Source organism: Nonomuraea sp. JJY05 (assembly GCF_043496855.1).
Taxonomy (GTDB): Bacteria; Actinomycetota; Actinomycetes; order Streptosporangiales; family Streptosporangiaceae; genus Nonomuraea.
On the sequence record NZ_JBIEIS010000052.1, the window covers coordinates 22,903 to 38,205 of the forward strand.

Consider the following 15,303-nt stretch of genomic DNA (forward strand, 5'->3'; position numbering starts at 1 on the left):
CCCCCCGATACTCCCCGGGGGGTATCGGGGGGTGCGGCTACGGCGGGTGGAGTATGGAGGCGATGCGCCCTCTCAGGGCCAGCCCGCGGGAGGCCGTGCCCGCGAGACGCCACGGTCGCTGGGTGCTGCGGTTCGCTGGGTGCTGTGATCGCTGGGCGGACGGGGTGACCGGGCATCTCCGGCGTTGCGGGTGTGGTTGAAGGCTCGGCCGGCGCTGCGGCTGCCTCCCAAAGCCCGGCGGAGGTGGTCGCTTCGACGATGACGATGATGCCGGTGCCCGTGGGTGATGCTTCTAGATGATCTCGAGGTTGGCCATCATGCCCATGTCCTCGTGTTCGGCGTTGTGGCAGTGGAAGAGGTAACGGCCGCGGTAGCCGTCGAACCGGGTGATGATCTCCACGGCTTCGCCCGGTCGTAGCGAGATGGTGTCCTTGAGCCCCGCGTCGTGGGCCAGTGGCGCTCTGCCGCTGCGCGAAAGTACGTGGAAGCCGACCAGGTGCAGGTGGACGGGATGGTGGACGTCGGCGACGAGCCGCCAGACCTCGACGTCGCCGAGCCGGGCGGTGACATCGGTGCGGGCGGGGTCGAACGGCAGGCCGCCGATGAGCCAGCCGTGGCCCGCGTGCAGCTGCCCGGCGCGGAAGGAGAAGTCGCGCACCCTGACGGCGTCCGAACGCCGCCAATCCGGCAGGTCGGTGGACAGCGTGCGGGGGACGCGGCTGTCGTCGGCGGCCTTGCGGGCGACGCGGAAGGCCATCACGTCGCGCGTACGGCCGGAGCCGAGCCGGTTGATCAACCGGACGAGGCTGCCGGTCGGAACGCCGGAGAAGTCGACGACCACGTCGTAGCGTTCGGCGGGTGCGATCGGGAGCAGCTTGTGGGTGACGGGGGCGGCGAGGAGTCCCTGGTCGGCGCCGATCTGGACGAGGTCGAGGCGGCGTCCGTCGTCGGTGACCGCTTCGAGCTCGTAGTGGCGGGCGTTGGAGGCGTTGAGGATGCGCAGCCGGTAGCGGGCGGCGTCGGCCTCGTGCACGGGCCACGGCGCGCCGTTGACCAGGATGACGTCGCCGAGGACCCCGGCGAGGTACGGCTCGCGGACGCCGGGCCGTACGCGCAGGGTGGGATCGAGGGCGGGGTAGGCGAGGCTGCCGTCGGCGGCGAACGCCCGGTCGGCGATCATGAGGGGCAGTTCGCGCGGGCCGGCGGGCAGGCCGAGGGCGTCCTCGGCGTCGTCGCGGATGATGTGCAGCCCGGCCAGGCCGCGCCAGACCGCGGGGGCGGTGAAGTCCATCCGGTGGTCGTGGTACCACAGCAGCGTGGGCCGCTGGTCCAGCGGGAAGGTGTAGTCCCTCGTCAGCTGGCTCACCACGGCCCTCGGGTCGTGCATGCCATGCTCGGCACCGTGCCCCATGTGCATGGAGTGCTCCTGCCAGCCCTCGGGCAGGACGAGGTCGGTCGGGTATCCGTCGGAGGCCGCCGGGGTCCGGCCGCCGTGCAGGTGCACGACCGTCGGGACGGGCAGCTCGTTGCGGTGTGACACGGTGACCGGCCGGCCGCGGCGCGACTCGATCGTCGGTCCCGGGAAGGTCCCGTTGTACGTCCACAGCGGTGTCCTGACATCGGGCAGGATCTCCGCGCTCGCCTCGCGCTGGGTGATCTCGTAACGGTCGACGCCGCCGGAGGTGCTGATCGGCTTCAGCGCGGCGGGAATCGGCAGCGGCACCCGGAACGGGGGCGGCAGCGGTACGGCGCTGGGCAACTCGGCACCGGTGATCGGCGGCCGTCGGGCCAGCGTGGCCGAGGTCGACAGCCCGGTGGCCGCCATCAGCCCGAGCGCTCCGCCGATGCCCAGAATCCCCCGCCGGGTCAGGCCCCGCGCATCGTGCTCACGCATGGTGGACCTCCCGCCGCGGCAAGGGCCGGCGCCACACGGCGATGAACAGCACGACGAGCGCGGCGACGGTCATCACGCCCAACGGGATGTGCAACCACAGCGCGCCGTCCAGCCCGGCGAAGTACTGCACCGTCTCGGCCGCCACCACCGCCGTCGTGGCCACGACCGGCCAGACCTGACGCAGCCGGACCCACACCACGATCGCCGCGATCACCTGCAGGTAGCCGATGGAGGTGACCACGTCGGCGCCGATCGCGTGCCAGCGCAGGCTGTCGAAGTCGCCGGTCAGATACACCCCGGCGAACACCGGCTGGCCGACGATCGCCGCCGTGTGCGCGCTGACGACGGCCCGTAGTGTCCACCCCGTCGGTGTCGTCTGTCGCGCGGCCATGGTGAGCATGCGATGTCCCTCCTCACTCTGTTCTCGCTTTCGCGAACGGCCTCGACACTATGGCTCATGGGTTATCTTGTCTAAGATCAATATCGCTATGCTGTTATGTTTTGGGAGGCATGATGGAGCGGCTGGAACATCTCAGTCGCACGGCCGGCGAGCTGCGCGTCGCCCAGCCTGCGCCGAGTGAGCCGTACCATCCAGCTCGCTGACGCGACTCAACCTCGTACGGCCCACATGTGCGCGATCCGCTCGCCGCCGCCGGGCCGGACTCCGGCGGCTCGGGAATCCATTCGCCCACGTAGCTCTCCCGCAGGGCGCGGGTGGAGATGGATGCAGCTGGCGACCTTGGACCTGCCGCCGATCCACCGCTGCCTCGAAGAGCGGATCACCGCCCACGTGCCGGCCTCACAATCCGGGGGGCTGTCCGGTCGGTAACTACAGAGGCGCCGGTTTCACCCAAAGGAGAGGCGACATGTCAACAGCTCAGGAAGCCCGCAACAAGGAGACGTACCACCGCTTCCACGAGGCCATCAACAGCGGCGATCTGGAGGTCATCGCGAAGGCGATAGACGAGTTCATTCACGCGGACGGGCGGTTCCACCCGGCGGAGCGGGCCGGCGTGACCGCGGTGCAGGCGCAAAAGCGCATATGGGAGGTCCTCCTGCGGGCGTTCCCCGACATTCACGTGACGGTCGAGGACCTGCTCGCCGAGGGAGACAAGATCGTCGCTCGGCAGACGGTCACCGGGACCAACACCGGCGAATACCGGGGCATGCTCCCGACCGGCAAATCCGTCACCTACAACGAGATATTCATCGCCCGCTTCGCCGACGGCCAGATCACCGACCTCTGGGGAGTCGTCGACGTCTACTCGCAGCTGCAGCAACTCGGCCACATCCAGGCGTAGTGCCTCGTCGGCCACCGATAGAAAGGATGCCGTCCTGGCCGGTGGCAGCGGAAACGCCGGCGCCCACGTCGTCCGCCGGCTGCGCGACGTGGGCGAGAAGGTGCGTCATGAGGACCGGAGCCGCTGACCCGGACCGGCCACGTGTGGATCATCGCGGAGGCGATCGGGCGGCAGACGCTACGGCGCGGAATACCCGCGCAGGTCATCGGGGCGCCCGGCATCCGGTCACGCCACGTCGTACGCACTGGCCTGCCCTGGGTCCTGGCCGGGCGCGATATGAAGCGTCGAGGAGGGTATGCGGCCGGGCGTCCGTGGAAGGATCGTAGGTGGACGCCGTCGTCTCCCGTGAAGGACGTGGTCGGATGCGCCGTTACCGGAACGGCAAGGTCGCGGCTGTGCTCGCCGTCGTCTACGCCGCTCTCGTGCTGGTTCTCGGCGTGATCTCGCTGGTGATCCTGCTGACGGTGCGGGATCCGATCCTGCTGACCGGCGTCGCGCTCATCGGCGTCACCTTCCCCCTCGGATGGCTGATCTGGTGGGGATGGGAGGACCTGGTGCCGCCCCATATCGCGAACCCGGTGCTGCTCACCGTGGTCCTGTCCGGCGCCGGTCTGCTGCAGGCGTGGCTGATCTGGCGGATCTTCCGGGGGCGTCCGGTCCCCGGAGACGGAGCGTGAGCGCGCGCCCCGGCTGTCAGATCGTGGCCGCGATCTGGTCGCGGTGCTCGTTCAGCCAGTCGTCGAGAGAGCGCAGCCGGGGGTTGAGCTCGCGTACCAGGCCGAGATCGCGTACGCCGGTGAAGTAGGCGGACGCCTCGGAGTAGAACTCGAACATGTTGCCGATCTCGACGGCGCCCGGGAAGCCGGCGGCCCGCATCTGGTCGTAGGTCAGCGGCGCGTAGGTCACCGGCTCGCCGAGCAGCGTGGTGAACTTCTCCGCGAGCTCCTTGCCACCCGCGTGCTCCCCGGCGATGCTCACGGTGCGGCCGACGAACTCCGGGCCCCGCCGGAAGACGCCCAGCGCGGTGCGGCCGATGTCCTCGACGGCGATCATGGACAGCGGGTTGCCCACCATGGGCAGGGTCAGCACGAGGCGGCCGCCGGCGTCACGGTGCGGGCCCTGTCCCTGGAGGAAGGCCTCGTAGTAGAAGGTGGTCTGCAGGAACGTGGTCGGCACGCCCAGACCCGTGAAGGCCGCGTTGGCCTCGGCCTTGGCGTCGAAGTGCGGCACCGCGTACTCCCCGAGCAGCTTCGGCACCTGGCGGCCCAGGTGGGCGAAGTGCGGCCGGGTGTCCTCGAGCGTGGACCACACGACGTGCCGGAGCGCGGCGGCCTTGGCGGCGCGGGCGGCCGCGCGCGCCTGGTCGATCTCCATGCGGGCGGCGTCGCGCGCGGCCTCCTGTTCGGGGGTGCGCCGGGCCCAGAAGTTGGTCACGACGTACGCGCCCCAGGCCCCGGCGAAGGCGTGATGCACGCTGTCCTCGTCGTCGAGGTCGGCGTACACGATCTCGGCGCCCTGCTCGGCCAGGGCGCGGGCCTGCGGGGAGTCGGTGTCGCGGGTGAGGGCGCGGACGGTGAACGGCCCGTCGGGGTCGGCGAGGACGGCGCGGACCAGGCCGCCGCCCTGCGCTCCGGTGGCCCCGACCACAGCGATGATCTTCTTGTCGGTCATGTCTCCACCTTGGCGGCGTTCCCGCGCGGGCGCCTGCCCCTGTCCTGGGTATCCATGGCAGGGGATGGGAGCGGCCGGCGGATGTGGCGACAATGGGGGCATGGGAGAGCAACTGGGGGAGTTCCTCCGCGCCCGCCGTGCCGCACTGACGCCCGAGGCAAGCGGCGTGCCGACCTACGGCACGCCGCGCCGGGTGCCGGGCCTGCGCCGCGACGAGGTGGCGCAGCTGGCCGGGATCAGCGTCAACTACTACACGCGCCTGGAGCAGGGCGAGAGCCATCAGATGTCGGATTCGGTGCTGGAGGCGCTGGGCAACGCCTTCCAGCTGACCGCCGACGAGCGCATGCATCTGGTACGGCTCGCCCGCCCCGAACAGGTGCAGGTGGCGCGCCGCCCCTACGGCCCCGAGCAGCTCCGCCCGTCGGTGCTGGCACTGGTGGAGGGGGTCGCCGACCAGGCGGCGATCATCCTCGGCAGATACTTCGACCTGCTCGGCGGCAACCGGCTCGGCTACGCGCTGTACGGCCTGAACCCCGGCCAGCGGGTGAACCTGGCGAAGATGATGTTCCTCGACCCGGCCATGCGCGACCTGTATCCCGACTGGGAGACGCACGCGGACGAGGTCGCCGCCTACCTGCGCATGGCCACCGGCGACATGCCGGACGATCCCCTGCTGGCCGAGCTGATCGGCGAGCTGAGCATCAAGAGCCCCGACTTCACCCGCGTCTGGGGCGCCCAGCGGGTCGCCGAGTGCACCTACGCGGTACGGCGGGTGCACCACCCCCTTGTCGGGCCGCTGGAGCTCAACGAGGAGACCATGCGCGTACCGGACGACCCCGGCCAGCGGATCATGTTCCTCGGCGCGGCACCCGGGACGGACACCGCCGAGCGCCTGCGGCTGCTCGACTCGCTGAGCTCCTAGCCGCGGGGCGACGGCAGCAGGGCCATCGGCGCCACCAGGACGGCCGCGGCCGGCGCGCCCCAGAACAGGACGTCGGGAATGGCCACCGCGGTCGCCGCCGGCCCGTGGGCACGGCCCTGAAGACCGGCGGGGGAGGCCGCGTTCTGCGCATGCTGCGCGAACACGACACTGCCGCAGTACCGGCATCCACCACCGGCTGACCAAAGCTCGCAAGTCGTCCCATCACCCGCCGCAACCCACGACCCGAACCGTCGTTTCTGCTGCTCACGTAAACAGGTCGGGGCTGCGGCGGATGTCACGGAAACCCATACCCGGCCTGCACCAGCACGAGCTGCGGCGTCAGCCGTCGCGAACGGTCTTGGCCACCCGGTCGAGCAGCGCCCGCAGCTGCACGCTTGCGTCCGGACCGAGGTCATCGGTGATCTGCTGCTCGACCCCGTCGATCACCACGTCGGCAGCGCGCAGAGCCTCGCGCCCGGCATCGGTGAGATGCAGCTCTTGTACGTGCCGGTGGCGTGGGTGTTCGCGGCGCTCGAGTTGGCCGCGGCCTTCCAGCCGGGCCACCAGTGACGCCACCGCCTGCGGGGTCACGTTGAGGCGGCGGGCCAGCTCGGCGCCGGTCAGCCCCGGTTCGGCGTGCACCGAGATCAGGGGCGCGTAGTGCGCCACCGCCATGTCCAGCGACCGTAGCCGCTGCTCCTTCAGTGCCTGTACGGCCAGCTCCGTGCGGCGCAGTGCCCAGGTCACCCGGTCCAGAGCGTCGATCCTGACCGGGTCTGCATCGTTTTGGCTCACCCGTGAAGCAACGACACTTCACATCTATCAAGCGTTTGACACAAAATCAGCGCTTGTTGCCTGCTGAGTGACATGTCACGACCTCTCACTCTGATCACCGGCGCCTCCTCCGGGATCGGCGCCACCTACGCCCGCCTGCTGGCAACCGACCACGACCTCGTCCTGGTGGCCCGCCGCGCCGACTGGCTGGAGGACCTGACGCAGGAACTGCGCGACGGCGGCGCCGCCGTCGAGGTACTGCCCGCCGACCTCGCCACCCACGACGGCATCACCTCCGTCACCGAACGGCTGGCCGCCGGCGACGTCCGCATGCTGGTCAGCAACGCCGGCGCCAGCGGCTACACCCCGCTCACCGATGTCGACGCGGCCGACATCGACCGCCTGCTCACCCTCAACGCCGTCGCCCCCGTCCGGCTGGTCCGCGCCGCGCTTCCCGCCATGCTCGCGGCAGGCGAAGGCACGATCGTCACCGTCGCCTCGCTGCTCGCCTTCAGCGCGGGCAGCATGGAGCCGCCGCCCCGGCGCACTCTGTACGTCGCCGCGAAGGCCGCCACCTTGGGCTTCACCCGGACGCTGGCCTGCGAGCTCGCCGGCACCCCGGTTCGTGTCCAGGTACTGTGCCCCGGTGTGGTGGCCACGGAGTGGAACAGCGGCGCCGGCCGCGCCATCCCCTGGGCCATGTCGCCTGAGGACGTGGTTTCGGCCAGCCTGACCGGGCTTCGCCTCGGCGAGACCGTCTGCGTCCCTGGCCTGGAGGATCAGGCCGCTGCCCTCGATGCCTTGCTCGCCGCCGAGACCACGCTGTTGACCGGCGGTAATCAGCCCACCCTCGCGGCCCGCTACACCGGCCCGCGAGCGTAGAGCGACCGCAGCCGGCGCATCGGCGCGAAGGGCGCCGCACGGGTGTGCCGCCGTCTCCAAGCCATCCCTGGATGGCGCCGATATGAGCCGTACCGCAGGCTGACAGAACCACACCCCCCTGCAGAACACCGCGTCCGCCGACCGTGGTCACCGTGCCGCACCTGCCGCCCGCGTACGGACCCCTCTTGAGGTTGGATCTCCCCCCATGACGCCGTAGCCGTCATCCAGGTTGGGTCCTCGGAGCCGGGCATCCGGGGAGACGATCCTCCCGCGGCGGACCAGCGGCCGCCGCGGCCGTGCCGCAGAGAAGGGCCAGGACGCTGATCGCGGTCACGACCGTTCCGAAGGTTGTGCTCGTGTATCGCATACTGTCCCCCCTTGATTCCTGCGATCGCCGGCGCGCCCAAGGACGGTGCCGTCCTTGGGCGCGGCCCCAGCAGCGCCGGTGATTTCGGCCGACACCAGTTATAGGAAAGATCCGGAATCTGAGCGTCAACCCACCGTATGAAGACCACCGAAACCTCCGGCGTATCGGCTCCGCTCGAGGGTCAACCGGCTGCGGTACGTGCCGCGTGTATACCGCCCAGGTTGTAGCGGCGGTCAGCCGCACGAGTGATGAGTAACGCGGCCGGTCGCGGCTACCATGCGCTGATGCGCGCAAAGGTGCTGTCGTCCCTCAGACGACTCGCCATGATGAACCCCTTCCTCGCCGATCTGCTGTTCGGCGTCGTGGTCGCCGGCGTCACCCTGACGTTCGGCTTCGTCTCGTCCAACGGCTCGGTCGATCCGGGCCATGCGCGGCGCTCGCTGGAGATTGCCGGCGTGGCGTTGACTCTTGTGGCCAACCTCGCGCTGGCCTGGCGCCGGCGTGCCCCGGTCACCGTGCTGATGATCTCCTGCGCCGCCGCGATCGTCTTCCACGCGGCCGGTTACGATGTCAGGCTTAACGGGGTGGCACCGCTTCTGGCGCTCTACACCGTGGCCGGCCGGCGATCGCCTGCCGTGTCCGTCCCGTGCGTCCTGCTCCCGGTCGTCTCCTTGTGGCACGCGGCGTTCCTCGGCCCGGACGAGTTCACCTGGCCGAACCTCGCGCAGGCGAGCATCATGGTGGCCGTCGCGTGGACGTTCGGCAACAGCACCCGGATGCTGATCGAGCGCAACAGGCGGCTCGCCGACCTGAGCGAACGGCTGCGCCATGAACAGGAGGACAAGGCGCGGCGCGCCGTTGGCGAGGAACGGGTGCGCATCGCCCGTGAGCTGCATGACCTGGTCGCCCACCACATGTCGGTCATCGTGATCCAGGCAGGGCTCGCCCGCTACGTTCTCGGCTCCGATCCCGCCACCGCGCGTGGCGCGCTCGCCACCATCGCCGACACCGGTAGCGAGGCCATGGGGGAGATGAGACGTCTGCTGTCCGTCCTGCGCATCGACACGGACGACGACACGGACGACGACACGGACGACGCGGACGACGCGGACGGCTATGACCCCGCACCCGGCCTGCAACGGCTCGACCAACTTGTGGAACGGCTGCGTTCGGCGGGTCTGCCGGTCGAGGTGTCGATCATCGGCCAGGTGCGCCCGCTGGCGCCCGGCATCGACCTGTGCGCGTACCGCGTCGTTCAAGAATGCCTCACCAATGTGCTGAAACACGCGGGCCCGGCCACGGCGTGGGTTTCGCTCCATTACGGCGCCGAGCTGGAGCTACGCGTCACCGATGACGGGCGTGGGGCGGCCGCCACCCCGCAGGAGAACGGCCACGGCTTGATCGTCATGCGCGAACGCGTCAAGCTCTACAAGGGAACGGTCGCAGCCGGATCGAAGCCGTCAGGCGGATACGAGGTCGTGGTCACCCTGCCCCTGTCGTTCTCGCACCCGGACGACCAACCTCCTCAGTCACACGGTAAGCCGAACACATGATCAAGGTACTTGTCGTCGATGATCAGATCCTCGTCCGCGCAGGCCTGGCGGCGCTGCTCCGCGCGGCCCCCGACCTCGACGTCGTCGGCGAGGCTGCGACCGGCGAGGAGGCCATCGACCAGGCGGCGTCCACCCGACCCGATGTCATTCTCATGGACATCAGAATGCCGGGCATGAACGGCGTGACGGCGACCGAGCGCATCCTGTCCACGCAGAGCGACCATCGGCCCCGGGTGCTCATTCTGACCACCTTCGACCTGGACAAGTACGTCTACGACGCCCTCCGCATCGGTGCCTCGGGGTTCCTCCTCAAGGACACCCGGCCGGAACGACTCATCGCCGCCATCCACACTGTCGCATCGGGTGACATGCTCTTCGCACCCAGCGTCACCCGGCGCCTGATCGAGGCCTACACCAATCAGACGGACCCATCCCCCGCCCTGCTCTCGCCCGCGCTGCAACTCCTCACCGCCCGCGAGGTCGAGGTGCTCAAACTGGTGGGGCGGGCACTGTCCAACGCCGAGATCGCCACCCGGCTCCGCGTCAGCGAAGCCACCGTCAAGACCCACCTCAACCGCACCATGTCGAAACTCAACCTCACCAGCCGCGCCCAGGTCGTGGCGCTGGCGTACGAATCCGGCCTCATCACCCCTGGCCGGGAAAGCTCCTCGCACACCTGACGGTGGGGTGTCGCGCGTACGGTGCGAGTCACAGGGCAGCTACCCCCAGAGTCGGCTACTCACGGAACCCGTTCGGCAGGACGGTCTGCCGTGCTCCCGCTCCGCTGCGGTTGCCGCCCGTGAGCGAGCAGTGCCCTTGCGCGCGCCCACCGGCCGGCTGACATGCAATGGGCGTAGGACGCTGGCGCGCGTGACGTACCGCCCGTAGCGTTCGATCATGATGCGGCGAGCCCTGGACTGGTGGAGCGAGCATCCTCAGCTCGCCGATGCGCTGCTGGCTGTGGCAGCCTGTACGTTCCTCCTGGTGGAGGTGCCCTACAGCGACAACACCATCGCCAGTCCCGGCAGCCTGCCCGTGACGTTCTGGGGCGACCTGCTGGCCTATGCGAGCCTCGCTCTGCGGCGCAGGTATCCGGCGCAGGTGCTTGCGCTGGTGTGGATGCTGTGGTTCGTCGGTGGCCGGTGGGACATCTGGGCGGAGTGGAACGCCTCGTGGTCGGAGTTGAGCACGCCGACCGCGCTCATGCTCGTGCTCTACACCGCCGGCCGGTGGACGTCCTCGCGCTGGCCGGTCGTCTTCCTCGCGGGCACGCTGCTGCCGACGGTCGTGACGGTGGCGCGGATGTGGGCGGGGCCGGTGTTCCCGGAGCCTCCGGACGACCTGTTCGCGGTGTCGTTCGTGACCTGCGCGGCGGCATGGGGGCTGGGCAGGCTGCGGCGGTCGGAGGCCGAGGCGGTGGCGCGCAGCGCGGCCCGCGCCGAAGAGAGCAAGGCCCAGGCCGCGCTGGCCGAGGAACGCATCCGCATCGCGCGCGAACTCCACGACATCGTGGCGCACAACGTGAGCGCCATGGTGATCCAGTCGTCGAGCGCGGGCGTCGCGCTGCTGAACGACGACAAAGCCGGGGCGAGCGCTGCCGTCGAGGGGATCGGGCACGTGGGCCGTACCGCACTGGCCGAGTTGCGGCTGCTCCTCGGCGTGCTGCGGGAGGGCCCGACGCTGCCGCAACCCGGGATCGAGACGATCCAGGAGATGACCGAGTGGTTGCCCATCGATGTACGGTTACGCGTCGAGGGTCCAACTCGTCAGGTGTCGCCTGACGTGGGCCTGGCCGCGTACAGGATCGTGCAAGAGGCGTTGACCAACACGCTCAAGCACGCCGGGAAGGACGCCGATGCCGAGGTGTTGCTGCGTTATACGGCCGAGGGGCTGCACATCCAGGTCACCGACGACGGCATCGGGGGCGCGGAGCGCGGGTGGGACGGCGTGGGCGGGCACGGCCTGATCGGCATCCACGAGCGCGCCGAGGCACTCGGCGGCACGGCGCACGGGGAACCGCTGCCAGAGGGCGGGTTCAGGGTCGAGGTAACCCTGCCATGGGTGTAAGTCGTGGCGGCGACGATCCACGCGCTGCTGGTCGATGCCGCCGTGCCGATCACGTTCCCTCAGTCAAGGAAGATGCGGTCGATGTCCGGGCCCGGGGTGGTGTCGTTGTGGAGTTTGATGGTGTTGGCACTCGCCTGGCTGGCCCATTTGGCAGGCCTGCCGCCCGTCCGCCTGCACGACCTGCGCCACGGCGCGTCCTCGCTCACGCTGGCCGCCGCTCTGCTGTTCGGCGAGGAAGACCAGGCGCGAATGGATCATGGTGATCGGCATGCTGCCCAGCGGTTTCAGGTTGCGGCCGCCGTAACCGATCAGGCGCAGTACGGGTAACCCGCGAGCTGGGGCGCGCCGCTGATGTCGGTCGCGCTTAGCACGGCCGACCATTCCACGGCGGCCTGATCCTGCTCCGTGAACGGTGGATCCCACTGGTCAGTAATTCATCCAGTGTTGTCGGCTACGGGGCGTCCAGGACCAAAGGTCGAGCCGCTACATCTGGCCGAGGGCGGGCGGGCTGAGCTTGAGCGGTGGGTACGGCGGCAGGGTGCCAGGACCTCGGTGGCCTTGGCGATGGGTTCGGCGCCGGTTTGACGTAGCGCATGGCGGTGCGGGGGTGGTTGTAGCGGGTTTTGCCCATGATGAGCTGCAGCGGCACCTCGGCCTCGCCGACGTGGGTGGCAGCCGAGTGGCGCAGCTGATGCAGATCGAGCCCGGCGTACTTGTCCAGCGGGACGCGGGTGCTGCCGTCGGGGAGGCGGAGCAGCCGGGGCAGCAGGTGCGCGGTGCCGCTGTCCCAACAGCTCGGTGAGCGCGGTGCCGATCTCGGCGTCGGCGACTTCGGCCAGCGGCCGGTCGCGGCCCAGTGACGCGATGACGCGGTCGATGGCTGAGGCGTAAGCGCGGTGGGGGTTGGGGTTGGCCGTGCGCGGGGTGGCCAGGAAGGCGTCGGCGGCCGCGGCGAGCGTGACGTGTCCGCGGCGCAGGGCGGCGGCCCTCGGTGCCGTGCTCATGCCGGCCGCCGAGCGGCGTCGGTAGTGATGTACCGGAAAACGTGCCGGAGTCGCGCATTGCGGCGGCGGGGAGTTCTCCTGGTCGCCGCGCCGACGTGATCGCTCATGTACGTGACAACAGTCCCTTGTCACGTACATGGGTCAGGATGATCTAGGGCCGATTCGGATTCGGAGTGGGTGGCTGTTCGACCGGGAAAAAGATCGGGCTGAGCAGGTGCTGTGTGCGGTCCGGCGTTGGCTGGTTGGTCAGCAGGGGCAGGATCACGCGACGGAACTCGCTGATCATCTCTTCCAGCTCGCCGCGGGTGAGCCAGACGGCGTGCTGCCGGTAGCCGATGAGGTCAGCCACCGGGTCGGCACCCTCGCGGTCGAGGTAGGCGTTGAATTCAGTGACCAGGACGGCCATTGACGTGGCGAAGGCGCGCCGGTGGTCGTCGGGCGTCATGGCCGCGAGTGCATCGGCGTCGAGGACGGCTCGGTCGTGGCGTAGCCGGTAGCGGCGCTCCACCGCGCCGCGCACCCGCCTTTCGCCCGACACTTCCAGGACCCCGCCGGCCGCGAGCAGGTCGACGTGCCGATAGACCATGGCCTTCGAGGTGTCGGGAATCCGGGCGCACAGTTGGCCGGTGGTGAGTTCCCGCTCTCCGCGCATCGCGTGCACGATCCGCAGCCGCACCGGATGCGCCAGCAGCTCCAAGGTGTTCACGATGCAACAGTCTCATGCTGTGCTAACGTTCGCAAAGTAGTAGAAAGGATGAGGCGGGAATGAGCATGGAAACGGATCCGGCGGCGATCGCCATGGCGGTCGTCGAGATGGCGCGGAGTGGACGCTTTGCGGACATTGAGACATTGTTCGCCCCGCCGCTGCGAGCGGTGGCCTCCGCTGAGACGCTGCAAGTCGGGTGGGAGAGTCAGCTCTCCAGGATCGGGGGGATCTCCGCGGTCGGGGCGCCGATCAGCGAGCCGGCCCCCGAGAGCTGGGTGGCCACAACGGGGAAGGCCGGGCTGGTCAAGGTGAGCGTCCCGGTGACGTATGAACGTGGCGGACTGACGGTGGTCATGGCGGTCGACGAGACCGGCCTGCTGCAGGACCTGCGACTCGCACCTGCGCTCACCGAACCGTGGACGCCGCCGTCGTACGCCCGCCGCAAGAGGTTCGACGAGCATGAGGTCACCGTGGGCTCCGGCGCGCTGGCCGTACCCGGCACGTTGAGCTTGCCGCGCGGGCACGGGCCGTGGCCCGCAGTGGTGCTGCTCAGCGGCGGCGGGCCGTTCGACCGGGACGCCACCAGCGGCCCCAACAAGCCCCTCAAGGACCTGGCCTGGGGGCTGGCCAGCCGCAACGTGGCAGTGCTGCGCTTTGACAAGGTGACCCACACCCACGCCGCCCAGGTGGCGGCAATCGCGGACTTCACGATGAGCGATGAGTACGTCCCGCACGCCGTCGCGGCCATCCGCCTGCTTCAGCGCCAGCCTGCCGTCGACGCCGCGCGCGTGTTCGTCGCGGGCCACAGCATGGGCGGCAAGGTCGCCCCGCGAGTCGCCGCCGCCGAGCCGTCGGTGGCCGGACTGGTGCTCCTGGCCGGTGACACCCAGCCCATGCACCAGGCCGCAGTCCGCGTCGTCCGCCATCTCGCCTCACTTGATCCTGGCGCGCAGGCCACGGTCGAGGCGATCACCCGGCAGGCCGCACGTGTCGACAGCCCTCAACTGTCGGCTGAGACACCTGCCGCGGAACTGCCGTTCGGCTACTCCGGGGCGTACTGGCTCGACCTGCGCGGCTACGACCCGGTCGCGACCGCGGCCGCGCTGGACAAGCCGATGCTCATCCTGCAGGGCGGCCGCGACTACCAGGTGACCGTCGCCGACGACCTCGCGGGCTGGCAGGCAGGCCTCGCCCACCGTACGGACGTCACCATCCGCGTCTACGACGCCGACGACCACCTGTTCTTCCCCGGCTCAGGCCCGTCCACGCCTGTGGACTACGACAAGCCCCAGCACGTGGACGCGGCCGTGGTCACCGACATCGCCGACTGGCTGGCACCGCGCCCGTCGGCGATCGCCCGGCTCGTCTCCAGCTTCAAACGCTGACCGCCCGACCCGACACCTCTCGCAGGAAAGGCACGGCAGTGATCGACGAAACCGCCGCGAGCACCTCCTCCACCACCGCGGAACAACAGCTGGACTGGCTGCTGGACGCCTCCTCAAGGGGTCCGCTGCCGGATGGCGAGATCCGTCAGCACCTGGTCCCGGCCCTGCTGGAGGCTAGCGGCGGACCGGACGGATTCAACGCCGCACTGGCCGCAGTGGGTCCGCTCACCCTCCGCGAAACCCTCACGACGCAACCGGACCAGGTCCAGGCAGCCGTGCACGCCCACACCACCGGCTACCGCATCACGGTGCACGTGGAGGCGGCGGGGCGCGTGGACAACCTGCGCCTGACCCCAGACGAACCCGAGCCGACCTCGTGGACCGAGATCGACGCACGGCTGGCCGAGCCGGGAGCACGCGTATCCTGGCGTGCAAGTAGGAGCGGTACGGCGAACCGGGGTTGCTGTCACATTCGTTGACAGTCGGGTCTGAGCAGGCAAGTTCGACCGGTTGAAGGACCCGGCGAAGGCCGCGACGATCCGCAAGCTCAAGATCCGGCTGGCGCATCTGGCCGACCTGGACGCGATCGGTCCCACGGAGGTCTGGCTGCGCGGGGTCCCGCCGGGGAAGATCTCGCACTTCGCCGGAGAGGCGAAGGTCACCGATGCCGCAGACATGGTCAAGGTCGGCGAGGACAAGCGGCTGACGCTGCTGGCCGCCTTCGTCCACGTGCTGCGCACGTCGGCACGAGATGAGGTCACCGATATGTTCTGCAAG

The 15,303-nt window shown here is 69.8% G+C and carries 16 protein-coding genes; 10 read left to right on the forward strand and 6 right to left on the reverse strand.

All coding sequences use genetic code 11. The features are described from left to right. Positions 1-292 precede the first annotated feature (292 nt). Positions 293-1,894, reverse strand: a complete 1,602-nt coding sequence (locus ACFKCF_RS51095) for a multicopper oxidase family protein (protein WP_394503275.1) — start codon at positions 1,892-1,894, stop codon at positions 293-295. After that, positions 1,887-2,294 (reverse strand): hypothetical protein, encoded by a 408-nt coding sequence (locus tag ACFKCF_RS51100; RefSeq protein WP_394503277.1) that lies wholly within the window; start codon positions 2,292-2,294, stop codon positions 1,887-1,889. The genes ACFKCF_RS51095 and ACFKCF_RS51100 overlap by 8 nt, the downstream gene beginning before the upstream one ends. A 466-nt stretch (positions 2,295-2,760) precedes the next feature. Here ACFKCF_RS51100 and ACFKCF_RS51105 point away from each other — a divergent pair, with 466 nt between their 5' ends. Together ACFKCF_RS51105 and ACFKCF_RS51110 are read left to right on the forward strand one after the other, a co-directional pair. After that, positions 2,761-3,195: an ester cyclase gene (locus ACFKCF_RS51105; protein WP_394503278.1), complete on the forward strand. Its 435-nt coding sequence runs from the start codon at positions 2,761-2,763 to the stop codon at positions 3,193-3,195. Positions 3,196-3,557: 362 nt separating this feature from the next. Then, positions 3,558-3,872 carry an SCO4225 family membrane protein gene (locus ACFKCF_RS51110; RefSeq protein WP_394503280.1) on the forward strand — a complete coding sequence of 105 codons (315 nt, stop codon included), beginning with the start codon at positions 3,558-3,560 and terminating at the stop codon, positions 3,870-3,872. A gap of 16 nt (positions 3,873-3,888) precedes the next feature. Here the strand turns inward: ACFKCF_RS51110 and ACFKCF_RS51115 are convergent, their stop codons facing one another. Then, positions 3,889-4,866, reverse strand: coding sequence for an NmrA/HSCARG family protein (locus ACFKCF_RS51115; RefSeq protein WP_394503282.1), 978 nt, complete (start codon positions 4,864-4,866; stop codon positions 3,889-3,891). Between the two features lie 100 nt (positions 4,867-4,966). On the opposite strand from ACFKCF_RS51115, the gene ACFKCF_RS51120 reads away from it, so the two are divergent. Beyond that, positions 4,967-5,788: a helix-turn-helix transcriptional regulator gene (locus ACFKCF_RS51120; protein WP_394503284.1), complete on the forward strand. Its 822-nt coding sequence runs from the start codon at positions 4,967-4,969 to the stop codon at positions 5,786-5,788. Here the strand turns inward: ACFKCF_RS51120 and ACFKCF_RS51125 are convergent. Then, on the reverse strand, positions 5,785-5,952 hold the full coding sequence (locus ACFKCF_RS51125) for a hypothetical protein (RefSeq protein ID WP_394503286.1): 168 nt from the start codon (positions 5,950-5,952) through the stop codon (positions 5,785-5,787). The two genes, ACFKCF_RS51120 and ACFKCF_RS51125, sit on opposite strands and share 4 nt — an antisense overlap. A gap of 175 nt (positions 5,953-6,127) precedes the next feature. Beyond that, entirely contained in the window at positions 6,128-6,583 is a 456-nt protein-coding gene (locus ACFKCF_RS51130) for a MarR family winged helix-turn-helix transcriptional regulator (protein ID WP_394503288.1), read from the reverse strand. Positions 6,584-6,655: 72 nt separating this feature from the next. On the opposite strand from ACFKCF_RS51130, the gene ACFKCF_RS51135 reads away from it, so the two are divergent. The 5 genes from ACFKCF_RS51135 to ACFKCF_RS51155 all read left to right on the forward strand — a co-directional run bounded on the left by ACFKCF_RS51135 (position 6,656) and on the right by ACFKCF_RS51155 (position 11,758). Then, a complete protein-coding gene (locus ACFKCF_RS51135) occupies positions 6,656-7,444 on the forward strand; it encodes an SDR family NAD(P)-dependent oxidoreductase (RefSeq protein ID WP_394503289.1) in 789 nt (262 codons plus the stop codon). 651 nt (positions 7,445-8,095) lie between these two features. Beyond that, a complete protein-coding gene (locus ACFKCF_RS51140) occupies positions 8,096-9,364 on the forward strand; it encodes a sensor histidine kinase (protein WP_394503291.1) in 1,269 nt (422 codons plus the stop codon). Beyond that, a complete protein-coding gene (locus ACFKCF_RS51145; protein WP_394503293.1) occupies positions 9,361-10,044 on the forward strand; it encodes a response regulator in 684 nt (227 codons plus the stop codon). Before ACFKCF_RS51140 ends, ACFKCF_RS51145 begins: the two co-directional genes overlap by 4 nt. A gap of 217 nt (positions 10,045-10,261) precedes the next feature. After that, positions 10,262-11,431 (forward strand): sensor histidine kinase, encoded by a 1,170-nt coding sequence (locus ACFKCF_RS51150; protein WP_394503295.1) that lies wholly within the window; start codon positions 10,262-10,264, stop codon positions 11,429-11,431. A gap of 3 nt (positions 11,432-11,434) precedes the next feature. Further along, positions 11,435-11,758, forward strand: coding sequence for a hypothetical protein (locus ACFKCF_RS51155; protein WP_394503297.1), 324 nt, complete (start codon positions 11,435-11,437; stop codon positions 11,756-11,758). 828 nt (positions 11,759-12,586) lie between these two features. Here the strand turns inward: ACFKCF_RS51155 and ACFKCF_RS51160 are convergent. Then, positions 12,587-13,141: a helix-turn-helix domain-containing protein gene (locus ACFKCF_RS51160; RefSeq protein ID WP_394503299.1), complete on the reverse strand. Its 555-nt coding sequence runs from the start codon at positions 13,139-13,141 to the stop codon at positions 12,587-12,589. Positions 13,142-13,200: 59 nt separating this feature from the next. On the opposite strand from ACFKCF_RS51160, the gene ACFKCF_RS51165 reads away from it, so the two are divergent. Then, on the forward strand, positions 13,201-14,526 hold the full coding sequence (locus ACFKCF_RS51165; protein WP_394503300.1) for a serine aminopeptidase domain-containing protein: 1,326 nt from the start codon (positions 13,201-13,203) through the stop codon (positions 14,524-14,526). A 38-nt stretch (positions 14,527-14,564) separates the two neighbouring features. Continuing rightward, positions 14,565-15,005, forward strand: coding sequence for a Cpe/LpqF family protein (locus ACFKCF_RS51170; protein ID WP_394503302.1), 441 nt, complete (start codon positions 14,565-14,567; stop codon positions 15,003-15,005). Positions 15,006-15,303: the final 298 nt, after the last annotated feature.

Coding starts and splice junctions, on each gene's coding strand:
- ACFKCF_RS51095 (WP_394503275.1), bottom strand. CDS start 1,894: ATGCGTGAGCACGATGCGCGGGGCCTGACCCGGCGGGGGATTCTGGGC.
- ACFKCF_RS51100 (WP_394503277.1), bottom strand. CDS start 2,294: ATGCTCACCATGGCCGCGCGACAGACGACACCGACGGGGTGGACACTA.
- ACFKCF_RS51105 (WP_394503278.1), top strand. CDS start 2,761: ATGTCAACAGCTCAGGAAGCCCGCAACAAGGAGACGTACCACCGCTTC.
- ACFKCF_RS51110 (WP_394503280.1), top strand. CDS start 3,558: ATGCGCCGTTACCGGAACGGCAAGGTCGCGGCTGTGCTCGCCGTCGTC.
- ACFKCF_RS51115 (WP_394503282.1), bottom strand. CDS start 4,866: ATGACCGACAAGAAGATCATCGCTGTGGTCGGGGCCACCGGAGCGCAG.
- ACFKCF_RS51120 (WP_394503284.1), top strand. CDS start 4,967: ATGGGAGAGCAACTGGGGGAGTTCCTCCGCGCCCGCCGTGCCGCACTG.
- ACFKCF_RS51135 (WP_394503289.1), top strand. CDS start 6,656: ATGTCACGACCTCTCACTCTGATCACCGGCGCCTCCTCCGGGATCGGC.
- ACFKCF_RS51140 (WP_394503291.1), top strand. CDS start 8,096: ATGCGCGCAAAGGTGCTGTCGTCCCTCAGACGACTCGCCATGATGAAC.
- ACFKCF_RS51145 (WP_394503293.1), top strand. CDS start 9,361: ATGATCAAGGTACTTGTCGTCGATGATCAGATCCTCGTCCGCGCAGGC.
- ACFKCF_RS51150 (WP_394503295.1), top strand. CDS start 10,262: ATGATGCGGCGAGCCCTGGACTGGTGGAGCGAGCATCCTCAGCTCGCC.
- ACFKCF_RS51165 (WP_394503300.1), top strand. CDS start 13,201: ATGAGCATGGAAACGGATCCGGCGGCGATCGCCATGGCGGTCGTCGAG.